General features: G+C 66.3%; 16 protein-coding genes and 2 rRNA genes. 17 read left to right on the top strand and 1 reads right to left on the bottom strand.

Annotated features, from left to right (window positions below):
- The 4 genes from WT53_RS08665 to WT53_RS08650 form a co-directional block, all read left to right on the top strand.
- Nucleotides 1-140, top strand: a 23S ribosomal RNA gene (locus WT53_RS08665); the annotation flags it as partial.
- Nucleotides 141-322: 182 nt separating this feature from the next.
- Nucleotides 323-435, top strand: a 5S ribosomal RNA gene (gene rrf, locus WT53_RS08660).
- Between the two features lie 376 nt (nt 436-811).
- Nucleotides 812-2,887, top strand: coding sequence for a molybdopterin-dependent oxidoreductase (locus WT53_RS08655; RefSeq protein ID WP_060259184.1), 2,076 nt, complete (start codon nt 812-814; stop codon nt 2,885-2,887).
- 137 nt (nt 2,888-3,024) lie between these two features.
- The gene (locus tag WT53_RS08650) at nt 3,025-4,698 is read left to right on the top strand and encodes a long-chain fatty acid--CoA ligase (RefSeq protein ID WP_060259181.1); all 1,674 of its coding nucleotides are present in this window, start codon (nt 3,025-3,027) and stop codon (nt 4,696-4,698) included.
- A 337-nt stretch (nt 4,699-5,035) separates the two neighbouring features.
- Here the strand turns inward: WT53_RS08650 and WT53_RS08645 are convergent, their stop codons facing one another.
- The gene (locus WT53_RS08645) at nt 5,036-6,187 is read right to left on the bottom strand and encodes a porin (RefSeq protein ID WP_034206318.1); all 1,152 of its coding nucleotides are present in this window, start codon (nt 6,185-6,187) and stop codon (nt 5,036-5,038) included.
- A gap of 276 nt (nt 6,188-6,463) precedes the next feature.
- Here WT53_RS08645 and coq7 point away from each other — a divergent pair, with 276 nt between their 5' ends.
- From coq7 to WT53_RS08580, 13 genes are all read left to right on the top strand, one after another.
- Complete coding sequence (gene coq7, locus WT53_RS08640; RefSeq protein WP_059779078.1) at nt 6,464-7,090, top strand: 2-polyprenyl-3-methyl-6-methoxy-1,4-benzoquinone monooxygenase; 627 nt, start codon at nt 6,464-6,466, stop codon at nt 7,088-7,090.
- Between the two features lie 386 nt (nt 7,091-7,476).
- Nucleotides 7,477-7,905 carry a division/cell wall cluster transcriptional repressor MraZ gene (gene mraZ / locus WT53_RS08635; protein ID WP_006487094.1) on the top strand — a complete coding sequence of 143 codons (429 nt, stop codon included), beginning with the start codon at nt 7,477-7,479 and terminating at the stop codon, nt 7,903-7,905.
- Between the two features lie 23 nt (nt 7,906-7,928).
- Nucleotides 7,929-8,870 carry a 16S rRNA (cytosine(1402)-N(4))-methyltransferase RsmH gene (rsmH, locus tag WT53_RS08630; protein WP_034206320.1) on the top strand — a complete coding sequence of 314 codons (942 nt, stop codon included), beginning with the start codon at nt 7,929-7,931 and terminating at the stop codon, nt 8,868-8,870.
- Nucleotides 8,867-9,208, top strand: a complete 342-nt coding sequence (gene ftsL, locus WT53_RS08625) for a cell division protein FtsL (protein WP_034206321.1) — start codon at nt 8,867-8,869, stop codon at nt 9,206-9,208. Before rsmH ends, ftsL begins: the two co-directional genes overlap by 4 nt.
- Nucleotides 9,205-11,052 carry a penicillin-binding protein 2 gene (locus tag WT53_RS08620; RefSeq protein ID WP_060259174.1) on the top strand — a complete coding sequence of 616 codons (1,848 nt, stop codon included), beginning with the start codon at nt 9,205-9,207 and terminating at the stop codon, nt 11,050-11,052. Before ftsL ends, WT53_RS08620 begins: the two co-directional genes overlap by 4 nt.
- Complete coding sequence (locus tag WT53_RS08615) at nt 11,049-12,587, top strand: UDP-N-acetylmuramoyl-L-alanyl-D-glutamate--2,6-diaminopimelate ligase (protein ID WP_034206322.1); 1,539 nt, start codon at nt 11,049-11,051, stop codon at nt 12,585-12,587. Before WT53_RS08620 ends, WT53_RS08615 begins: the two co-directional genes overlap by 4 nt.
- Nucleotides 12,584-13,990 (top strand): UDP-N-acetylmuramoyl-tripeptide--D-alanyl-D-alanine ligase, encoded by a 1,407-nt coding sequence (gene murF / locus WT53_RS08610; protein WP_060259170.1) that lies wholly within the window; start codon nt 12,584-12,586, stop codon nt 13,988-13,990. The genes WT53_RS08615 and murF overlap by 4 nt, the downstream gene beginning before the upstream one ends.
- A gap of 16 nt (nt 13,991-14,006) precedes the next feature.
- Nucleotides 14,007-15,176 carry a phospho-N-acetylmuramoyl-pentapeptide-transferase gene (gene mraY / locus WT53_RS08605; protein ID WP_006477019.1) on the top strand — a complete coding sequence of 390 codons (1,170 nt, stop codon included), beginning with the start codon at nt 14,007-14,009 and terminating at the stop codon, nt 15,174-15,176.
- A gap of 28 nt (nt 15,177-15,204) precedes the next feature.
- Nucleotides 15,205-16,716, top strand: a complete 1,512-nt coding sequence (murD, locus tag WT53_RS08600) for a UDP-N-acetylmuramoyl-L-alanine--D-glutamate ligase (RefSeq protein ID WP_060259168.1) — start codon at nt 15,205-15,207, stop codon at nt 16,714-16,716.
- On the top strand, nt 16,713-17,996 hold the full coding sequence (gene ftsW / locus WT53_RS08595; protein ID WP_027783454.1) for a putative lipid II flippase FtsW: 1,284 nt from the start codon (nt 16,713-16,715) through the stop codon (nt 17,994-17,996). The genes murD and ftsW overlap by 4 nt, the downstream gene beginning before the upstream one ends.
- A complete protein-coding gene (gene murG / locus WT53_RS08590; protein ID WP_059779093.1) occupies nt 17,993-19,096 on the top strand; it encodes an undecaprenyldiphospho-muramoylpentapeptide beta-N-acetylglucosaminyltransferase in 1,104 nt (367 codons plus the stop codon). The genes ftsW and murG overlap by 4 nt, the downstream gene beginning before the upstream one ends.
- Complete coding sequence (gene murC / locus WT53_RS08585) at nt 19,093-20,490, top strand: UDP-N-acetylmuramate--L-alanine ligase (RefSeq protein ID WP_034206325.1); 1,398 nt, start codon at nt 19,093-19,095, stop codon at nt 20,488-20,490. Before murG ends, murC begins: the two co-directional genes overlap by 4 nt.
- Before the next feature lie 84 nt (nt 20,491-20,574).
- Nucleotides 20,575-21,516, top strand: a complete 942-nt coding sequence (locus WT53_RS08580; protein WP_034206326.1) for a D-alanine--D-alanine ligase — start codon at nt 20,575-20,577, stop codon at nt 21,514-21,516.
- The last annotated feature ends 5 nt before the right edge of the window (nt 21,517-21,521 follow it).

The raw sequence follows: 21,521 nt of genomic DNA, 5'->3' as shown, positions 1-21,521 counted from the left end.
AACTCGCCTTAAGATGAGATATCCCTGGGGACTAGATCCCCTTGAAGGGTCGTTCGAGACCAGGACGTTGATAGGTCGGGTGTGTAAGCGCAGTAATGCGTTCAGCTAACCGATACTAATTGCCCGTAAGGCTTGATCCTATAACAAGTCTGTCTCGATGCCCGTTAGCGCTTTAGCGCTTACGGACATCGAGCGTCGAGTGCGAGGCACTCGACGTACGACGGTTGAAGTACCGCGTACGTGTGAGATACAGCTCACAACCCAAAATTACTGCTTCTTCCCGGATTGGTTGCGCTGCGAAGCAACGCAACAACCCTCTTTGCCTGATGACCATAGCGAGTCGGTCCCACCCCTTCCCATCCCGAACAGGACCGTGAAACGACTCTACGCCGATGATAGTGCGGATTCCCGTGTGAAAGTAGGTAATCGTCAGGCTCCCTAAGCCAGAAACCCCCGCCCGATCAGGCGGGGGTTTTTGCATTGGCGCGGCGGAAATACGCGGTGCAGGCGGAAAGCGTCACCCAGCCTATCGGCGTTAGCACTCCGGCACCGCATCAATTGCAACATCAAATCCCATCAACCGCTCCTATCTTTCGCGATTCAATCGATTATTGATCGTATCCTCGATCAAGATCGCAACTTGCGCGCCGCAGCGTATCGTCAGGCGCGCTTGTGCGACCAACTTTCCGCTTCCTAGAGCCGGCCACGTTATCCCGTTTTCGTCCGGCTAATCCAAAATCGGCGCGAAACCGGCGCTTTATTCGGCGGGTCCACGTAAAATTTGCGAATCCCCCTCTTTGCATTCAAAACGATGAACGCCGCCACCCAGGTAGCCCGGGCTGTTTGCCCGCATGATTGTCCGGACACGTGCGCCATGCGGGTGACCGTCGAGAACGGCAAGGCAATCAAGGTCACGGGCGATCCCGACCATCCGCCGACGCAGGGCGTGTTGTGTACGAAGGTCAGCCGATACGCGGATCGCGTTCATCATCCCGATCGCCTCACTGTCCCGCTCAAGCGGGTCGGCCCGAAGGGAGAGGGGCGCTTCGGGCCGATCAGCTGGAGCGAAGCCTTCGACGAGATAGGACGTCGCCTCGGTGAAATCGCCGCACGCGCGCCGGAGGCGATCGTGCCGTACAGCTATGCGGGAACGATGGGGCTCGTGCAAGGCGAAGGCATCGCCCAGCGCTTCTTCCACAAGCTCGGCGTGTCGCGGCTGGAGCGGACGATCTGCGCGGCAGCCGGCGCAGCGGGGCTGCGATATACCTACGGCGGCAGTGTCGGCATGCACCTTGAATACTTCGAGGAAAGCGAGCTGATTCTGATATGGGGCGCGAATCCGATTGCATCGAGCCTGCACTTCTGGACCCGCGCGCAGGAAGCGAAGCGCCGTGGCGCGCGTCTTGTCGCGATCGACCCATATCGTTCGCTGACCGCGGAGAAATGCCATCAGCACATCGCACTGAAGCCTGGTACCGACGGTGCATTTGCGCTCGGCATGATGCATGTGCTGATTACCGAAAACCTGCTCGATCACGATTACATCGCCGACCATACGCTCGGCTTCGACGCGCTCAAGGCGCGCGCACTGTCCTATCCGCCGGAACGCGTGGCGGAGATCTGCGGCATCGATGCGTCGGTGCTGATCGATCTTGCGCGTCGCTACGGCGCTACCCGGAAGGCATCGATCCGCCTCAACTACGGCATGCAGCGTGTTCGCGGCGGCGGCAATGCCGTGCGCGCGATTGCCAGCCTGCCGGCGCTGACGGGAGCGTGGCGCGATCGGGCAGGCGGCCTGCTGCTCTCGTCGTCGGAATCGGCGCCCGTCAATCAGGCGGCGCTGCTGCGTCCGGACCTGATGCCGGGTTGGCCGCACAAGCTGCCTCGCATCATCAACATGAACGCGATCGGCGACGCGCTGCTGCATCCGGGGGACGCGACGTTCGGGCCGAAAGTCGAAGCAGTGATCGTGTACAACTCGAATCCGGTGGCGGTTGCACCGGACTCGTCGAAAGTCGCCGCGGGCTTTGCACGCGACGATTTGTTCACGGTCGTTCTCGAGCACTTCAAGACAGATACGGCCGATTTCGCCGACATTGTATTGCCGGCGACCACGCAGCTCGAACATCTGGATGTCCATAAATCGTATGGCCATACCTACGTGATGGCGAACCTGCCAGCGATCTCGCCGGTGGGAGACGCGCGGCCGAACACGGAGATCTTTCGCGGGATCGCGCGCAGCATGGGCCTCGACGAGCCCGCGCTCTATCACAGCGACGAAGAGGTCGCGCGCGCGGCGCTTCGCTGGGACGATCCGGCGCTCGACAGCGACTGGGACACGCTGAAGCGGGTCGGCTGGCTGAGGCTCAAGCTGCCGGAGGCGCCGTTCGCGAATGGCGGTTTCCGCACGCCCTCCGGCAAGTGCGAGTTCTACAGCCCGCGGCTCGAGCAGATGGGCATGGACCCCGTCCCCGACTACCTGCCGCCGTTCGAATCCACCGAAGCCGCGCCCGAGCTCGCCGCACGCTATCCATTGGCGATGATTTCGCCGCCGGCCCGCCACTTCCTGAACAGCACGTTCGTGAACGTCGACAGCCTGCGTTCGACGGAAGGCGAGCCGCACCTCGACATGCATCCGTCCGACGCCAGCGCTCGCGGCATCGCAGAGGGCGACATCGTCCGCATCTTCAACGACCGCGGCTCGATGCAGGCCCGCGCGCGAATCACCGATCGCGCGCGGGCCGGGCTCGTCGTCGGGTTGTCGATCTGGTGGAAGAAACTGTCGCCGGACGGCAAGAATGCGAACGAGGTGACGAGCCAGGCGCTGACCGATCTGGGCAATTCGGCGACGTTTTACGATTGTCTTGTGGAAGTTGAGCGGATTTGATCGAATATCGCCGTATGATCAGACAAAATTGACACGCAAGTTCGAAGCGGACATCTAACCCTGTTGTCTCGGGGCGGGGGAGCCGTTACGATGCGTTTTAGCACGACCATTCGAAAATCTGTGAGGAGACGCGCGGTATGGACAAAATTTGGCTGAAATCGTACCCACCCGGCGTTCCAGCCGAAATCGACTCCTCTCCTTATCCGTCCGTCCCGGACCTGCTCGACGAAAGCTTCCGGCAGTATCGCGACCGTACCGCGTTCGTTTGCATGGGCAAGCGGATCACGTACGGCGAACTCGACAAGCTGTCGCGTCAGTTCGGCGCCTGGCTGCAGTCCCGCGGCCTGGCTCGCGGGGCGCGCGTCGCGATCATGATGCCGAACGTGCTGCAGTACCCGCTGACGATCGCTGCGGTCCTGCGCGCCGGCTATACCGTGGTCAACGTCAATCCGCTCTATACGCCGCGCGAGCTCGAGCATCAGCTGAAGGACAGCGGTGCCGAGGCGATCGTCATCCTGGAGAATTTCGCGTCGACGTTGCAGGCCGTCATCGCCAATACGGCCGTCAAGCACGTGGTCGTCGCATCGATGGGCGACCTGCTGGGCATCAAGGGATGGATCGTCAATTACGTCGTGCGCAACGTGAAGAAGATGGTGCCTGCGTGGCAACTGCCGTCGTTCACGCGCTTCAAGGCCGCGCTCTCGGAGGGCGCACGACAGGCGTTCAGGCCGCAGAAGATCGGCCCCGACGACGTCGCGTTCCTGCAGTACACGGGCGGTACGACCGGCGTTGCGAAGGGCGCGACGCTGCTGCACCGGAACATCGTGTCGAACGTGCTGCAGGCCGGCGCCTGGCATCAGCCGGCCCACGACAAGTACCCCGACGTGGAACAATTCGTGACGGTTGTCGCGCTGCCGCTGTATCACGTGTTCGCACTGACCGTCTGCGGTTTCCTGACGATGCGTACGGGCGGCATGGGCGTCCTGATCCCGAACCCGCGCGACATCGCCGGCATGATCAAGGAACTGAAGGGTTACCGGATCTCGACGATCCCGGCCGTCAACACGCTGTACAACGCGCTGCTAAACCATCCCGACTTCGACCAGCTCGACCTGTCGAAGCTCGTGATCGCCAACGGCGGCGGCATGGCGATCCAGGAAGGCGTCGCGAAGCGGTGGTATGAAAAGACCCGTACTGCGATCATCGAAGGATACGGGCTGTCCGAAACGTCGCCGGTGGCGACCTGCAACCCCGTGACGGCCACCGAATACAGCGGGACGATCGGCTTGCCGCTGCCGTCGACCGAAGTCGCGATTCGCGACGATGCCGGCAATGACGTCGCGCTCGGCGAGCCCGGCGAGATCTGCATCCGCGGGCCGCAGGTGATGGCCGGCTACTGGAACCGGCCGGACGAGACCGCGAAGGTCATGTTCGCGGACGGATTCTTCAAGACGGGCGACGTCGGCGTGATGGATGCCCGCGGTTACGTGAAGATCGTCGATCGCAAGAAGGACATGATTCTCGTGTCGGGCTTCAACGTGTATCCGAACGAAGTGGAGGACGTGGTGGCGTCGCATCCGGGTGTGTTCGAGGTCGCGGCAGTCGGCGTGCCGGACGAGCATTCCGGCGAAGCCGTGAAGCTGTTCGTCGTGAAAAAGGATCCGGCGCTGACCGACAAGGACATCCTTGCTTACTGCAAGGAGCGGCTCACCGGGTACAAGCGGCCGAAGCTGGTCGAATTCCGCACGGAGCTGCCGAAGACGAACGTCGGCAAGATCCTGCGGCGCGAGCTGCGCGACGGACGAGCGTAACGCGCGCAGCGATACGGTTGAACGAAAAGCCCGGCCTGTTGCCGGGTTTTTTGTTTGCGGCTGCGGGGAAGTGCCTGTTTCGTGCGGAGGTGGCCGCAACCCTTGCTCCGGAGTTGACGGCTCGGGACGGCGCACGCGGCGTGGTCTATCGCGACCCGCGACCCGCGACCCGCGACCCGCGACCCGCGACCCGCGACCCGCGACCCGCGACCCGCGACCCGCGACCCGCCGGCCCGCCGGCCCGCGACCCGCGACCCGCCAACATCCCCGCCCAACCACAAAAGAAAAAGGCGCCCGAAGGCGCCTTCAATATGCTGCGGCTTGTCAGACAAGCTGATTAGAACTTGTGACGGATACCGACGCGTGCTGCGACCTGGTTGCTGGTGCTCGACCCGGCCAGACCGTTGATCGCTGCCGTTGCCTTCAGGACGTTGCCGTTCGAATCGAGCACGTTGCCCGATGCGTGCTGGTACACGCCGATCACGTAGACGTCGGTGCGCTTCGACAGGAAGTAGTCGACGCCCAGCGAGCCCTGGTGGTACTTGGCTGCCGAATTGCCGTCGATCTTGCTGCCTTGCGTGTAGTCGTACGCTGCGCCGAGGATCAACGCCGGCGTCAACTGGTACTTGAAGTTGATTTCGCCGTTGTTGAACGTTGCGGTCTGGTTCACGAACGGGCCTGCCGAGAAGCCCTTGAACTTCGTATTCGAGTACGTCGCGCCGATCGTCGCTGCGCCGAACGTGTATGCGCCGCCTGCGCCGATGACCTGATACGTGTTCGCGTTGTTCGCGTACGCGCCGTAGATGGGCGACGAGACCGACGACGACGTCGACCCGTTGTTGAACATGCCGCCGAACTGGTTCGGCGTACGTGCGTTCAAGTAACCGACGCCGAGGACCAGCGGGCCGTTGTTGTAGCCTGCGCCGAGCGACCAGACCTGGTTCTTCGAGAACTGGCCAGCCTGGCCGCCGAAGCTGTACAGGCCGCCGAACGTGAGGCCGCCGTAGCTCTGGCTCGTGAACTTGACCGCGTTGTTCACGCGATACGCGTTGTTGAAGTTGTCGAGGTCGCCCGGGTGAGCGGCGATGTAGCCGCCCCACTGGTCGCCTGCCTCGAGCGGGCCGACGAAGTCGACGACGGAGTCGTACTGACGACCCAGCGTGACCGTACCGTACGGGCTCGACAGGCCGACGTAAGCCTGACGACCGAACATCAGGCCGCCCTGACCGAGCTTGCCGCTGTTCACGTCGAAACCGTTTTCGAGGGTGAAGATCGCCTTCAGGCCGCCACCGAGGTCTTCGGTGCCGCGCAGGCCGAAGCGGCTGCCTTGCATCACGCCGCTGGCCATGCTGTACAGGTGCTTGCCGCCTGCGTTGTTGTTGAAGAGCAGGCCTTCATCGATGATGCCGTAAAGCGTCACGCTGCTTTGCGCATGGGCAGCGCCAGCGAACGCGCCCAGCGCGACGAGCGCGAGAAGCGACTTTTTCATTAACGGATCTCCAAGAATCACTGAATTTTTTTGGCGGGGCGGATAGTTATGTTCTGTTGACGGGCCCCATCAACTTCGCAAGAAGTCGCACGTAATGTAGCAAAGCCGTTTTTTGCCACAAAGCGAAATGCTGCAGCTCAACGCCGCTATGTTTCCTTTATGCAACAATGGTTAAAATCACGGGTTAACCGCAATTTCCGCTGAATAATCAAGTCGGTTACGCGGCGGACTCGTGCCCTTGCCGCGCGCAGCGGCACCTGCAGCCAGGAGAACAGGATGGTGTTGGATGAACTGATCAGCGAATTCGATCGCGGCCTGCGGTCGCTGACCGGCATTAGCCGGATGAGCCGGCCGGTGCCCGTGCCGGCCGATGCGCCCGACGTCGAACTGACGCCCGCCGAACGCACGCGCGCGGCCGGGCTGATGCGCGTGAATCACGTCGGGGAGGTCTGCGCGCAGGCGCTCTACCAGGCGCAGAAGCTCACCGCGCGCACGGCGTCGGCGAAGGCGATGTTCGAGGAGGCCGCGCGCGAGGAGGAGGACCACCTCGCATGGACCGCGCACCGCCTGAAGGAACTCGATTCGCGCCCGAGCCTGCTGAACCCGCTTTGGTATGCCGGCGCGCTCGCGATCGGCGTGGCGGCCGGCACGCTCGGCGACAAGGTCAGCCTCGGCTTCATGGCCGAGACGGAGCGGCAGGTCGAGAGCCACCTCGAAGGCCACATGTCCGAGCTGCCGGCGGCCGACACCGCGTCGCGCGCGATCGTCGACCAGATGCGGATCGACGAGGTCAAGCACGGCAAGGCCGCGACCGACGCCGGCGGCATCGAGCTGCCGCTGCCGGCGCGGATGCTGATGCGCGCCGCGTCGAAAGTCATGACGAGCACTGCGTACTATCTCTGAGATTTGCGCCGGGGTGGCGTGGGACGCCGCCCCGGTTCGCCGCCCCCGATACCGTCCGCTCACTCCTCGTTTTCCCGCCCCCGAAAGCCCCGTCCACACGCCCGTCTGGCCCGCCTTTCTCACGTATCACCTTCACAAGTTGCACTAGCTCATTCATTTATAACGGTTTTTGGAATGAGGGGCCGCATGAGCATGTGCGCGTAAGTCCTTGTTCTAACTAACAAAATTCGTCAAAAAAGCGAGCCGCTCCCTTGACCGTGCCACACCCTTCCTCTAAAGTGGGAGACAGTGTGAGAAAGTGTATTTTTGTGTGATTTAGCAGGCTATTCCGGCTAAATTCTCAGCATTGAGCGGGTGCTTCGGTGCCCTGAACGGGAGAGCGGAAAGTGTTCCAAGGGGCGTCGGCGCTGACGCTCGATGCGAAAGGGCGGATGTCGGTGCCGGCTCGCTATCGCGAAGCGCTGCAAGGACAGGCAGAAGGACGGGTGACTGTGACCAAGCACCCGGACGGCTGCCTGTTGCTGTTTCCGCGCCCCGAATGGGAAGTGTTCCGCGCCAAGATCGCCGCGCTGCCGATGGACGCCCACTGGTGGCGGCGAATTTTTCTCGGCAATGCGATGGACGTCGATCTCGACAGCGCGGGCCGGATTCTTGTATCGCCCGAGCTGCGCATGGCAGCCGGACTGGAAAAGGAAGTCATGTTGTTGGGAATGGGTAGTCACTTCGAGCTGTGGGATTCGCAGACCTACAACGCGAAGGAGCAGGCAGCGATGGCGCAGGGCATGCCCGACGCGCTGAAGAATTTCACGTTCTGATTGCGGTGACGGAGACGCCCGCGATGGGAAATGAATTGCGGCATCGGACGGTGCTGTTGGATGAAGCGGTCGAGTCGCTCGTGACGCGGCCGGACGGCGTGTATGTCGACGGCACGTTCGGGCGCGGCGGTCATAGCCGCGCGGTGCTCGCGCGGCTGGCGCCGGCCGGGCGGCTGATCGCGTTCGACAAGGATCCGAGGGCGATCGAGACGGCGCAGGGCATCGAGGATGCGCGCTTCTCGATCGTGCACGACAGCTTTGCATCGATGCGCGACGCGCTTGCGGCGCGCGGCGTCGAGAAGGTGTCAGGGGTGTTGCTGGACCTGGGCGTGTCCTCGCCGCAGGTGGACGATCCGGCGCGCGGCTTCAGCTTCCGCGCCGATGGTCCGCTGGACATGCGAATGGATCCGACGCGTGGCGAGTCGGCGGCCGAATGGCTCGCGCGGGCTTCGGTGCAGGAATTGACGGAGGTGATACGGGATTATGGGGAAGAACGGTTTGCTTTTCAGATTGCAAAGGCGCTTGTTGCTCGCCGGGCAGAGTCCGACCGTCTTGGGCCTCTCGACACCACGGGCGAGCTTGCCCAAATCGTGGGTCACGTCGTCAAAACCCGTGAGAAGGGCAAGGATCCGGCAACCCGCACCTTTCAGGCTATACGGATTCACGTCAATCAAGAGCTTGCGGACCTGCAAGTCGTACTAGACGCGGCATTGTCGTTGCTGGAGCAAGGGGGGCGGCTGGTGGTCATCAGCTTTCATTCACTCGAGGACCGGATCGTCAAGCGATTCATGCAGGCGCACGCGAGTGCGCCTGCAGTCGATCGTCGTCTGCCGATTCGCGCCGTCGACCTCCCGAGTCCGCCGCTCAAGATCATCAGCCGCCAGTTTCCGAGCGAAGCGGAAGTCGCCGCGAATCCGCGCGCCCGCTCGGCCGTGATGCGCATCGCGGAGCGCGTCACGCCATGAGCCGCCTCAACATCTTCCTGCTGATCATCGTGATGGGTTGCGCGCTGTCGGTCGTCAACTCGACGAACCAGCAACGCCAGATCTTCATCCAGCTGCAGCGCGCGCAGTCGCAGGAGCGTCAGCTCCAGCAGGACTACGCGCAGCTTCAATATCAGCAGAGCGCGCTGTCGAAGACGTCGCGCATCGAGCAGCTCGCGAACGATTCGCTGAAAATGCAGCCGATCTCGACCGGCCGCACGCAATACCTGACGCTGCCGCCTGGCGCCGCGAAGGCGATCGACGCGCCGATCGCGGCATCGGCCGACACGACCGGCAAGGGCAAGGGGGGTGCGCGATGAAGCCGTCCCCGAAGCGCCAGAACGTGAAGTTCTCGTCGAGCCCCGTGCTGGGCGTCCATTTGCCGATGTGGCGCTCGAAGCTCGTCGTGTTCCTGCTGTTCATGGCGTTCGTCGCGCTGGCCGCTCGGGCGTTCTGGATCCAGGGGCCCGGCAACGCGTTCTATCAGAAGCAGGGCGAAAGCCGCTATCAGCGCACGATCGAACTGCCGGCGACGCGCGGCAAGATTCTCGACCGTAACGGGCTCGTGCTCGCGACGAGCTTGCCGGTGCGCGCGATCTGGGCGATTCCCGACGCGGTGCCGGACGATCTCGACGCGGACAAGGTCAACCAGCTCGGCAAGCTCCTCGGCATGACGTCGAAGGAACTGCGCGTGAAGCTGTCGGAAGACAAGGGTTTCGTCTACGTGAAGCGCCAGGTGCCGATCGACGTCGCCGACAAGGTCGCCGCACTCGACATTCCCGGCATCTATCAGCGCAACGAATACAAGCGCTTCTATCCGGAAGGCGAGATCACCGCTCACCTGATCGGCTTCACGAACGTCGAGGACGAAGGGCAGGAAGGCGTCGAACTGGGCGACCAGAAGATGCTGTCCGGCACGTCGGGCATGCGTCGCGTGATCAAGGACCGGATGGGGCACATCGTCGAGGACGTCGCCGAGCAGATTCCGCCGCACAACGGCACCGACGTCGATCTGTCGATCGACAGCAAGATCCAGTACATCGCGTACGCGAACCTGAAGGCCGCCGTCGAGAAGTTCAAGGCGAAGGCCGGCGCGGCGATGGTCGTCGACGTGCGTACCGGCGAAGTGCTCGCGCTCGTCAACTACCCGACGTACAACCCGAACGACCGTTCGCGCATGACGGGCGAGCAGTTGCGCAACCGGATCATGACCGACGTGTTCGAGCCGGGCTCGATCATGAAGCCGTTCACCGTGTCGCTCGCGCTCGACCTGCACCGCGTGACGCCGAACACGCTCGTCGAGACGGGCAACGGGCATTTCGTGCTCGACGGCGCGCCGATCACCGATGACGCGGGTTTCGGCACGCTGACGGTCGGCGGCGTGATCCAGAAGTCGAGCAACATCGGCGCGACGAAGATCGCGATGACGATGCGGCCCGAGGAAATGTGGAATATGTATACGAGCATCGGCCTCGGCCAGGCGCCGAAGGTCGGCTTCCCGGGCGCGGTGGCCGGCCGTCTGCGTCCGTGGAAGAGCTGGCGCCGCATCGAGCAGGCGACGATGTCGTACGGCTACGGCCTGTCGGTGTCGCTGTTCCAGCTCGCACGGGCGTACACGGCGATCGCGCACGACGGCGAGCTGATGCCCGTGACCATTTTCAAGACCGACCCCAATCAACCGATCGCGGGCACGCAGGTGTTCAATCCGACCACCGCGCGCGAAGTGCGTGCGATGCTCGAGACCGTGGTCGCGCCGGGCGGCACGTCGCCGGATGCGGCCGTGCCGGGCTACCGCGTCGGCGGGAAGAGCGGCACCGCGTACAAGCACGAAGGTCACGGCTACACGCGCAAGTACCGCGCGTCGTTCGTCGGGATGGCGCCGATGCCGAATCCGCGCGTCGTGATCGCGGTGTCGGTCGACGAGCCGACCGCCGGCAGCCACTTCGGCGGCCAGGTGTCCGGCCCCGTATTCTCGGCGATCGCCGGCGACACGATGCGTGCGCTGAACGTCCCGCCGAACATGCCGATCAAGCAGCTCGTCGTGTCCGACGATTCGCCGGAATCCGCTGCCGCAAAGGGCCCGCAAAAGCTGGCCGCGGGGAGCGGTGCAAAGCATATGATCGTGTCCAGCACGACGCGTAATTCACCAGGAGTCGTTCGATGAGCGCCGCCCGCAGTTCCCATCCGGCGCATCAGCAGATCGCAGCCGCGCTCGCGTGGCTGCGTCAGCATGTGGCCCCCGCGGCGCAACTGCATGCCGACACGCGCAGCCTCGAGGCTGGCGACGTGTTCGTCGCATATGCGGTCGACGGGGCAGATAACCGCGCTTTCATCGCAGACGCCGTCGCGCGCGGGGCGGCTGCCGTGCTGTATCAGCCGGAAGGGCTGACCGACGCGCCGACCGTGCCCGTCGCGCTCGCGGTGCCGGCGCTCGACCAGCTCGCCGGCGAGATCGCCAGCGGCTGGTACGGCGATCCGAGCGACAGCCTGCTCGCGGTCGGTGTCACGGGCACGAACGGCAAGACGTCGTGCACGCAATGGGTCGCCACCGCGCTGACGGCGCTGCACCAGCCGTGCGCGGTGATCGGCACGCTCGGCACCGGAATGCCCGGCCAGCTCGTGCCGACCGGCTTCACGACGCCCGACGCGCCGCAACTGCAGCGCAGCCTCGCGCAATTGCGCGACGCGGGCGCACAGGCCGTGGCGATGGAAGTGTCGTCGCATGCGCTGCACCAGGGGCGCGTGAACGGAACGGCGTTCGACATCGCGGTGTTTACGAACCTCACGCAGGATCACCTCGACTATCACGGCACGTTCGATGCGTACGAGGCCGCGAAGGCGAAGCTGTTCGCGTGGCACGGCCTGCGCGCGGCGGTGATCAACCGCGACGACGCAGCGGGCCGCCGCCTGCTCGAGAAGCTGGCCGGCCGCGTGCGCACGATCGCTTACGGGATCGGCGATGCGCAAGCGCCCGACGCCGATCGCGAGCTGGTCGCGCTCGACGTGCGCGCGACCGCGACGGGTACCGCATTCCGCCTGCGTTCGTCGTGGGGCGACGCGGACGTCGAGGTCGGCACGCTCGGCACGTTCAACGTCAGCAACCTGCTCGCCGTGCTCGGCTCGCTGCTCGCGGCCGACGTGCCGTTTGCGGCGGCCCTCGCCGAGATCGAGCGGCTCGAGTCGGTCAACGGCCGGATGCAGCGGCTCGGCGGCCGGCTGCAGAACGACGAACCGCTCGTCGTGATCGACTATGCGCATACGCCCGACGCGCTCGAAAAGACGCTCGACGCGCTGCGCCCGATCGCCGCGGCGCGCGGCGGCCGGCTCGTCTGCATGTTCGGCTGCGGCGGCGATCGCGATGCGACCAAGCGGCCGCTGATGGGCGCGATCGCGGAGCGGCTCGCCGACGAAGTCGTCGTCACGAGCGACAACCCGCGCAGCGAAGATCCGCAGCACATCATCGACCAGGTGGTCGCGGGCATGACCGCGCCCGACCGCGCACGCCGGATCGAGGATCGCGCGAGCGCGATCCTGCAGGCGGTGCGCGGCGCCGCACGCGAGGATGTCGTCGTGCTGGCCGGCAAGGGCCACGAGGCCACGCAGGAAATCATGGGCAAGAAGCGCGCGTTCTCCGATCAGGATCATGCGCGGCTCGCGCTCGCAGCGCGCGCGACGCACGGCAAGGGAGGCGCCGAATGACGATGCTCAGTCTCGGCGAAGCCGCCCGCCTGATTCCCGGCGCCACCGTCCGCGGCGACGCGGGCGTCACGTTCGACCGCGTGTCGACCGACAGCCGCACGGTCGGCCCGGGCGACCTGTTCGTCGCGCTGAAGGGCGAGCGTTTCGACGCGCACGACTTCCTCGGCGACGTCGCCGCGCGCGGGGCCGCCGCGGCGCTCGTCGCGCATGCGCCGGCGGGCATCGCGATGCCGCTGATCGAAGGCGGCGAAACGCGCGCGGCGCTCGGCGCGCTCGCGCACGGCTGGCGGATGCGATTCCCGCTGCCGCTCGTCGCGGTGACGGGCAGCAACGGCAAGACGACGGTCAAGGAAATGATCGCGTCGATCTTCGCGGCGGCGGTCGGCGCCGACGCGCGGCTCGCGACGGCCGGCAACCTGAACAACGATGTCGGCCTGCCGCTGACGCTGCTGCGCCTGTCGGTCGCGCACCGTCTGGCGGTGATCGAGATCGGCATGAACCATCCGGGCGAAACGGAGGTCCTCGCGCGCCTCACCGCACCGACGGTCGCGCTCGTCAACAACGCGCAGCGCGAGCACCAGGAATTCATGGCGACGGTCGAGGCCGTCGCGCTCGAACACGCGGCCGTGATCCACGCGCTGCCGCCGGACGGCGTCGCGGTGTTCCCGGCCGACGATGCGTACGCGGGCATCTGGCGCGTCGCGGCGACCGGCAACCGGATCCTCGATTTCGCGCTGCACGACGCCGAACGTCAGAACGACGCGCAGGTCGTCGGGCGCGTGCACGGCGGCGAACTCGCGATCGACACGCCGGTCGGCACCGTCTCGGTGCGGCTGCGTGCGCTCGGCGAGCACAACGCGCGTAACGCGCTGGCCGCGACGGCTGCGGCGCTCGGCGCCGGCGTCGCGCTGCCGGCGATTCGGCAGGGCCTCGAATCGTTCGAACCGGTCAAGGGCCGGCTGCAGGTGAAGCAGGCGAGCGTCGGCAGCCTCGCGGGCGCAACCGTCGTCGACGATACGTACAACGCGAACCCCGATTCGATGCGTGCCGCGATCGACGTGCTCGCCGCGCATCCCGCGCCGCGCGTGCTGGTGATCGGCGACATGGGCGAAGTCGGCGACGAAGGGCCGGCATTTCACCGCGAAATCGGTGCGTACGCGCGCGAACGCGGGATCGATGCGCTGTTCGCGCTCGGCGACGCATCGCTCGACGCGTGCACCGCATACGGCGACACGGCGCGCCATTTCGGCGACGTCGACGCGCTCGTGGCGGCGCTGCTCGAGGCCGGTTACGGCGCGCAGGCGACGGTGCTCGTGAAGGGCTCGCGGTACATGAAGATGGAGCGCGTGGTCGACGCGCTGACGAACCAACCCGCGGCGGGCACCGTGCCCGCCGCACACTGAGTAGAAGGAAGGAAGCATGCTGCTGGCGCTGGCGCAATGGCTGCAAGGAGACGCAAGCTTTTTGCGCTTGTTCACGTACCTCACGTTCCGTGCGGTGATGGCCACCATCACCGCGCTCGGGATCGGGCTCGTGTGCGGACCTTGGGTGATCCGCAAGCTGACGCAAATGAAGGTCGGTCAGGCCGTGCGCAAGGACGGCCCGCAGACCCACCTCGTCAAGTCCGGCACGCCGACGATGGGCGGCGTGCTGATCCTGATCGGCATCGCGGTCGCGACGCTGCTGTGGGGCGACCTGACGAATCGTTTCATCTGGATCGTGATGCTCGTCACGTTCGGTTTCGGCGTGATCGGCTGGGTCGACGATTACCGCAAGGTCGTCCACAAGGACCCGCGCGGGATGTCGTCGCGCGAGAAGTATTTCTGGCAGTCGGTGATCGGGCTGTTCGCGGCCGTCTATCTCGCGTTCAGCGTGTCCGAGGCGAACAACGTGCGCGTGTTCGACCTGTTCATGGCGTGGGTGAGGAGCGGCCTGTCGATGGGGCTGCCGGCGCGCGCCGACCTGATGCTGCCGTTCCTGAAGTCGATCAGCTACCCGCTCGGCGTCTGGGGCTTCATCGTGCTGACCTACTTCGTGATCGTCGGCGCGAGCAACGCGGTGAATCTGACCGACGGCCTCGACGGCCTCGTGATCATGCCGGTCGTGCTGGTCGGCGCGTCGCTCGGTGTGTTCGCGTACGTGATGGGCAGCGCGGTCTATTCAAAATATCTGCTGTTCCCGCACATTCCGGGCGCGGGCGAGCTGCTGATCTTCTGTTCCGCCATGGGCGGGGCCGGGCTCGCGTTCCTCTGGTACAACACGCACCCCGCGCAGGTGTTCATGGGCGACGTCGGCGCGCTGGCGCTGGGCGGCGCGCTCGGCACGGTCGCGGTGATCGTGCGCCAGGAAATCGTGCTGTTCATCATGGGCGGCATCTTCGTCGCGGAAACGCTGTCGGTGATGCTGCAGGTGTCGTGGTTCAAGTACACGAAGAAGCGTTACGGCGAAGGGCGGCGGCTGCTCAAGATGGCGCCGCTGCATCACCACTTCGAATTGTCCGGCTGGAAGGAAACGCAGGTGGTCGTGCGTTTCTGGATCATCACGCTGATGCTGTGCCTGTTCGGTCTGACCACCCTCAAGCTGCGGTAAAGGAAAGGTAACAAGGATGTCTGGCGAGATGTTTGGAGATCGGCAACGGCCGATGGTGCTCGTACTGGGGCTCGGGGAATCGGGTCTCGCGATCGCGCGATGGTGCGCGAGGCACGGGTGCCGGCTGCGTATTGCCGATACCCGCGAGGCGCCGCCGAACCTTGCCGCGCTGCAGGCCGAAGGCATCGATGCGGAATTCGTCGGCGGCGCGTTCACGCCCGCGCTGCTCGACGGCGGCATCGAGCTCGTCGGGCTGAGCCCCGGGCTGTCGCCGCTGGAGCCGGCCCTCGCGGCGCTGGTCGCGGCCGCGAACGAGCGCGGTATCGCGGTGTGGGGCGAGCTGGAGTTCTTCGCGCAGGCGCTGCGCGCGCTCGGCACGAGCGGCTACCAGCCGAAGGTGCTCGCGATTACCGGCACCAACGGCAAGACCACGACGACGAGCCTCACGGGCCTGCTGTGCCAGCGCTCGGGCAAGAAGGTCGCCGTCGCGGGCAACATCAGCCCGGCGATGCTCGACCGGCTCGCGAGCGCGATCGACGACACCGCGCTGCCCGACGTATGGGTGCTCGAACTGTCGAGCTTCCAGCTCGAGACCGCGCGCACGTTTGCGCCCGATGCCGCCGCGATCCTCAACATCACGCAGGACCACCTCGACTGGCACGGCAGCTTCGACGCGTACGCACAGGCAAAGGGCCGGATCTTCGGCGCGACGACGACGCGCGTGCTGAACCGCGACGACGCGGCCGTGATGAAGTTCGCGCCGGCAGCCGGCGCGGCCGACGCGCCGCGCACGGTCACGTTCGGCCTGAACGAACCGACGCAGGACGGCGACTACGGGCTGTCGCGCGACAACGGTATCGCATGGCTGGTGGAAGCCGTCGATCGCGACGCGCCGGATGAAGCGGCGACGACGCGCCGGCGCAAGCGCGACGCCGCACATACGCCCGACATCGCGCAGAAGCGCCTGATGCCGGCCGACGCGCTGCGCATCCGCGGGCTGCACAACGCGGCGAACGCGCTGGCCGCGTTCGCGCTCGCGCGTGCGATCGACCTGCCGGCCGCGCCGCTGCTGCACGCGCTGCGCGAATACCGCGGCGAAGCGCATCGCGTCGAAGTGATCGCGACGATCGACGACGTGGATTACGTCGACGACAGCAAGGGCACGAACGTCGGCGCGACGGTGGCCGCGCTCGACGGGCTCGCGCAGAAGATCGTGCTGATCGCGGGCGGCGACGGCAAGGGGCAGGATTTCGCGCCGCTGGTCGCGCCGGTCGCGCGCTGGTGCCGCGCGGTGATGCTGATCGGCCACGACGCGCCGGCGATCCGCGACACGCTCGCCGAAACCGGCGTGCCGCTCGCCGACCACGCGACGCTCGAAGGCGCGGTGCGCGCGGCGGCCGATCTGGCCGAGCCGGGCGATGCGGTGCTGCTGTCGCCCGCGTGCGCGAGCCTCGACATGTTCCGGAACTACGCCCATCGCGCGGAAGTGTTCCGCGCGGCGGTCGACGCAATCGCCATCGACAAAGGAGCGACGCCATGAGCTGGTCCGATCGCCTCGTCTCCCGTTTCAACGACCGGCGCGACGCCGGCGGCAATGCCGCGGGCGGCCGCGTCGCATCGGCCACGCGCGCCGCGACGGGCGGCCTCGCGAGCGTCGTCAACGGCGTGCGCCCGAGCCGTTCGCGGATGCTCGATTTCGACTATTCGCTGCTGTGGGTCGCGATCGCGCTGCTCGGGCTCGGCGTCGTGATGGTGTATTCGGCGTCGATCGCGATGCCCGATTCGCCGAAATACGCGTCGTATCACGATTACGCGTTCCTGATGCGTCACTGCGTGTCGCTCGCCGTCGCGTTCGTCGCGGCGGTGATCGCGTTCCGCGTGCCGGTGTCGACCTGGGACAAGTACGCGCCGCATCTTTTCCTGATCGCGCTCGTCGGCCTCGTGATCGTGCTGATCCCGCACGTCGGCAAGGGCGTGAACGGTGCGCGCCGCTGGATTCCGCTCGGCATCACGAACATGCAGCCGTCGGAAATCATGAAGCTCGCCGTGACGATCTACGCAGCGAACTACACGGTGCGCAAGCAGGAATACATGCAGAGCTTCGCGAAGGGCTTCCTGCCGATGGCGTTCGCGGTCGGCCTGGTCGGCGCGCTGCTGCTGCTCGAGCCCGACATGGGCGCGTTCATGGTGGTCGCCGCGATCGCGATGGGCGTGCTGTTCCTCGGCGGCGTGAACGGCAAGCTGTTCGGCGGCCTGGTCGCGACGGCGGTCGGCACGTTCACGATGCTCGTGTGGCTGTCGCCGTGGCGTCGCGAGCGGATCTTCGCGTATCTCGATCCGTGGGACGAGCGCTACGCGCAGGGCAAGGCTTACCAGCTCACGCACTCGCTGATCGCGTTCGGCCGCGGCGAGTGGTTCGGCGTCGGCCTCGGCGGCAGCGTCGAGAAGCTGAATTACCTGCCGGAAGCCCATACCGACTTCATCCTCGCGGTGATCGGCGAGGAGCTCGGCTTCGTCGGCGTGCTGGTCGTGATCCTGCTGTTCTACTGGATCGTGCGCCGCGCGTTCGAGATCGGCCGCCAGGCGCTCGCGCTCGATCGCACGTTCGCGGGCCTGATGGCGAAGGGCATCGGCATCTGGTTCGGCGCGCAGACGTTCATCAACATGGGCGTGAACCTCGGGCTGCTGCCCACCAAGGGCTTGACGCTGCCGCTCGTGAGCTACGGCGGTTCGGGCATCCTGCTGAACTGCGTCGCGCTCGCGGTGCTGCTGCGGGTCGATTATGAAAATCGCGTCCTGATGCGCGGAGGGAAGGTATGACCGCGTCGCAACGCACGCTGATGGTGATGGCAGGCGGCACCGGGGGGCACGTGTTCCCCGGGCTCGCGGTCGCGCACCGGATGGAAGCGGCGGGCTGGCGCGTCGTATGGCTCGGCAATCCGGCCGGGATGGAAGCGACGCTCGTGCCGAAGCACGGCATTCCGATGGAGTACGTGCGGTTCGGCGGGCTGCGCGGCAAGGGTCTGAAGACCAAGCTGACGCTGCCGGTCAACCTGCTGCGCGCATGCTGGCAGAGCCTCGGCGCGCTGCGCCGCGTGCGACCGGACGTCGTGCTCGGAATGGGCGGCTACATCACGTTCCCGGCGGGCGTGATGACCGCGTTGTCGGGGCGTCCGCTCGTGCTGCATGAGCAGAATTCGATCGCGGGCCTGACCAACAAGGTGCTCGCGAAACTCGCGAAGCGCGTGCTCGTCGCGTTCCCCGGCGCGCTGCCGCACGCGGAATGGACGGGTAACCCGATTCGCGCGGAACTTGCGCACACCGAGCCGCCCCAGGCACGCTATGCGTCGCGCAGCGGAGCGCTGAACGTGCTGGTCGTCGGCGGCAGCCTCGGGGCGGCCGCGCTGAACGAAGTCGTGCCGCGCGCGCTGGCGCTGCTGTCGCCGGGCGAGCGCCCGCGCGTCGTGCACCAGGCCGGCGTGAAGCACATCGACGCATTGAAGGCGAATTACGAAGCGGCCGGTTTCGCGGCCGGCGAAGACGTGCGGCTCGTGCCGTTCATCGACGACATGGCGGCCGCGTATGCGGCAGCGGATCTGGTGATCTGCCGGTCGGGTGCGATGACGGTGTCGGAGATCGCGGCGGTGGGCGTGGCGGCGCTGTTCGTGCCGTTCCCGTACGCGGTCGACGATCACCAGACGACCAACGCCGCGTTCCTCGCCGATGCGGGCGCGGCCGTGCTGGTGCAACAACGCGACCTGTCGGCGGAACTGCTCGCCGACTGGCTGCGCGGCCAGTCGCGGGCATCGCTCGCGGCCATGGCGGAACGTTCGCGCGCGCTCGCGAAGCCCGAGGCCACCGACGAAGTCGCGCGCGTCTGCGCGAAGGCGGCCGGCGCGAACCTGGAACAACTGCAATGAAACACATCGTCAAACACATTCATTTCGTCGGGATCGGCGGCGCGGGCATGAGCGGCATCGCCGAAGTGCTCGTCAACCTCGGCTACGCGGTCAGCGGCTCGGACCTGTCGCGCAATGCGGTGACCGATCGTCTCGAGGCGCTGGGCGCGCGGATCGCGATCGGCCACGACGCGGCGAACATCGAGGGCGCGAACGCGGTCGTCGTGTCGACGGCCGTGCGCTCGGACAACCCGGAAGTGCTGGCCGCGCGCGCGAAGCGCGTGCCGATCGTGCAGCGCGCGGTGATGCTCGCGGAGCTGATGCGCCTGAAGCAGGGGATCGCGATCGCCGGCACGCACGGCAAGACCACGACGACGAGCCTGGTCGCGAGCGTGCTCGCGGCGGGCGGGCTGGACCCGACCTTCGTGATCGGCGGCCGGCTGATCAGCGCCGGCGCGAACGCGCGGCTCGGCACGGGCGACTTCATCGTCGCCGAGGCCGACGAGTCGGATGCGTCGTTCCTGAACCTCTATCCGGTGATCGAAGTCATCACGAACATCGACGCCGACCACATGGACACCTACGGCCACGATTTCGCGCGGCTCAAGCAGGCGTTCATCGAATTCACGCAGCGGCTGCCGTTCTACGGCAGCGCGGTCGTGTGCGTCGACGATCCGAACGTGCGGCAGATCATCCCGTTCATCTCGAAGCCGGTGGTGCGCTACGGCCTGTCGCCGGACGCGCAGGTGCGCGCGGAAGACATCGACGCGCGCGACGGCCGGATGCATTTCACGGTGATCCGCGAAGGTCGCGCGCCGCTCGCGGTCGTGCTGAACATGCCGGGCCTGCACAACGTGCAGAACGCGCTCGCGGCGATCGCGATCGCGACCGACCTCGGCGTGGCGGACGACGCGATCCAGCGGGCGCTGGCGGAATTCAACGGCGTCGGCCGACGCTTCCAGCGTTACGGCGAAGTGCCGAGCGCGGACGGCGGCCAGTACACGCTGATCGACGATTACGGTCACCACCCGGTCGAGATGGCGGCGACGATCGCGGCCGCGCGCGGCGCGTTTCCGGGCCGTCGCCTCGTGCTGGCGTTCCAGCCGCATCGCTACACGCGCACGCGCGACTGCTTCGACGATTTCGTCAACGTGCTGTCGACGGTCGATGCGCTGGTGCTGACGGAAGTCTATGCGGCCGGTGAGGCCGCGATCCCGACGGCCAGCGGCGATGCGTTGTCGCGTGCGCTGCGCGCGGCGGGGAAGGTTGAACCGGTATTCGTCGCGTCAATCGACGACGTGCCGGACGCATTGACGAAGGTCGCGCAGAACGGCGACGTGGTGATCACGATGGGTGCGGGCTCGATCGGCGGCGTGCCGGCGAAGCTCGCGCGACACACTCAACAGAAGGCATGACATGAAACTACCCCCACGCTCACTTCGTTCGCTGCCCCCCGCGGGGGCGGTCAGCCTCCTTGGGGCGGCCCGGCGGAGGCTGACATGAGCGGGATCGATCCGAAACGTTTCGGCAAGGTGGCGGTGTTGTTCGGCGGCGAATCCGCCGAGCGCGAGGTGTCGCTCACCTCGGGCCGCCTCGTGCTGCAGGGCCTGCGCGACGCGGGCGTCGACGCGCATCCGTTCGACCCGGCCGAGCGGCCGCTGTCGGCCCTGAAGGACGAAGGCTTCGTGCGCGCGTTCAATGCGCTGCACGGCGGCTACGGCGAGAACGGCCAGATTCAGGGCGCGCTCGATTTCTACGGTATCCGCTACACGGGCAGCGGCGTGCTCGGCTCGGCGCTCGGCCTCGACAAGTTCCGCACGAAGCTCGTGTGGCAGCAGACGGGCGTGCCGACGCCGCCGTTCGAGACGGTGATGCGCGGCGACGACCTGGCCGCGCGCGCGACCGACATCGTCGCGAAGCTCGGCCTGCCGCTGTTCGTGAAGCCGGCGAGCGAAGGCTCGAGTGTCGCGGTGCTGAAGGTGAAGACGGCCGACGCGCTGCCGGCCGCGCTCGCGGAAGCCGCGACGCACGACAAGATCGTGATCGTCGAGAAGAGCATCGAAGGCGGCGGCGAATACACCGCGTGCATCGCCGGCGATCTCGACCTGCCGCTGATCAAGATCGTGCCGGCCGGCGAGTTCTACGACTACCACGCGAAGTACGTCGCCGACGATACGCAGTACCTGATCCCGTGCGGCCTGCCGGCGCAACAGGAAGCGGAGCTGAAGCGCATCGCGCGCCGTGCGTTCGACGTGCTCGGCTGCACCGACTGGGGCCGCGCGGATTTCATGCTCGACGCGGCCGGCAATGCGTATTTCCTGGAAGTGAACACGGCCCCCGGGATGACCGACCACTCGCTGCCGCCGAAGGCCGCGCGCGCGGTCGGCATCGGCTATTCGGAGCTGGTCGTGAAGGTGCTGTCGCTCACGCTCAACGACTGACGCAG

This window comes from Burkholderia sp. MSMB2157WGS (assembly GCF_001532755.1).
Classification (GTDB): domain Bacteria; phylum Pseudomonadota; class Gammaproteobacteria; order Burkholderiales; family Burkholderiaceae; genus Burkholderia.
This window is presented reverse-complemented; position numbering and strand designations above follow the sequence as displayed.

Bases quoted from the DNA above. Each gene is read 5' to 3' on its own strand.
- WT53_RS08655 (WP_060259184.1), top strand. From the start codon at position 812: ATGAACGCCGCCACCCAGGTAGCCCGGGCTGTTTGCCCGCATGATTGT.
- WT53_RS08650 (WP_060259181.1), top strand. From the start codon at position 3,025: ATGGACAAAATTTGGCTGAAATCGTACCCACCCGGCGTTCCAGCCGAA.
- WT53_RS08645 (WP_034206318.1), bottom strand. From the start codon at position 6,187: ATGAAAAAGTCGCTTCTCGCGCTCGTCGCGCTGGGCGCGTTCGCTGGC.
- coq7 (WP_059779078.1), top strand. From the start codon at position 6,464: ATGGTGTTGGATGAACTGATCAGCGAATTCGATCGCGGCCTGCGGTCG.
- rsmH (WP_034206320.1), top strand. From the start codon at position 7,929: ATGGGAAATGAATTGCGGCATCGGACGGTGCTGTTGGATGAAGCGGTC.
- ftsL (WP_034206321.1), top strand. From the start codon at position 8,867: ATGAGCCGCCTCAACATCTTCCTGCTGATCATCGTGATGGGTTGCGCG.
- WT53_RS08620 (WP_060259174.1), top strand. From the start codon at position 9,205: ATGAAGCCGTCCCCGAAGCGCCAGAACGTGAAGTTCTCGTCGAGCCCC.
- WT53_RS08615 (WP_034206322.1), top strand. From the start codon at position 11,049: ATGAGCGCCGCCCGCAGTTCCCATCCGGCGCATCAGCAGATCGCAGCC.
- murF (WP_060259170.1), top strand. From the start codon at position 12,584: ATGACGATGCTCAGTCTCGGCGAAGCCGCCCGCCTGATTCCCGGCGCC.
- mraY (WP_006477019.1), top strand. From the start codon at position 14,007: ATGCTGCTGGCGCTGGCGCAATGGCTGCAAGGAGACGCAAGCTTTTTG.
- murD (WP_060259168.1), top strand. From the start codon at position 15,205: ATGTTTGGAGATCGGCAACGGCCGATGGTGCTCGTACTGGGGCTCGGG.
- ftsW (WP_027783454.1), top strand. From the start codon at position 16,713: ATGAGCTGGTCCGATCGCCTCGTCTCCCGTTTCAACGACCGGCGCGAC.
- murG (WP_059779093.1), top strand. From the start codon at position 17,993: ATGACCGCGTCGCAACGCACGCTGATGGTGATGGCAGGCGGCACCGGG.
- murC (WP_034206325.1), top strand. From the start codon at position 19,093: ATGAAACACATCGTCAAACACATTCATTTCGTCGGGATCGGCGGCGCG.
- WT53_RS08580 (WP_034206326.1), top strand. From the start codon at position 20,575: ATGAGCGGGATCGATCCGAAACGTTTCGGCAAGGTGGCGGTGTTGTTC.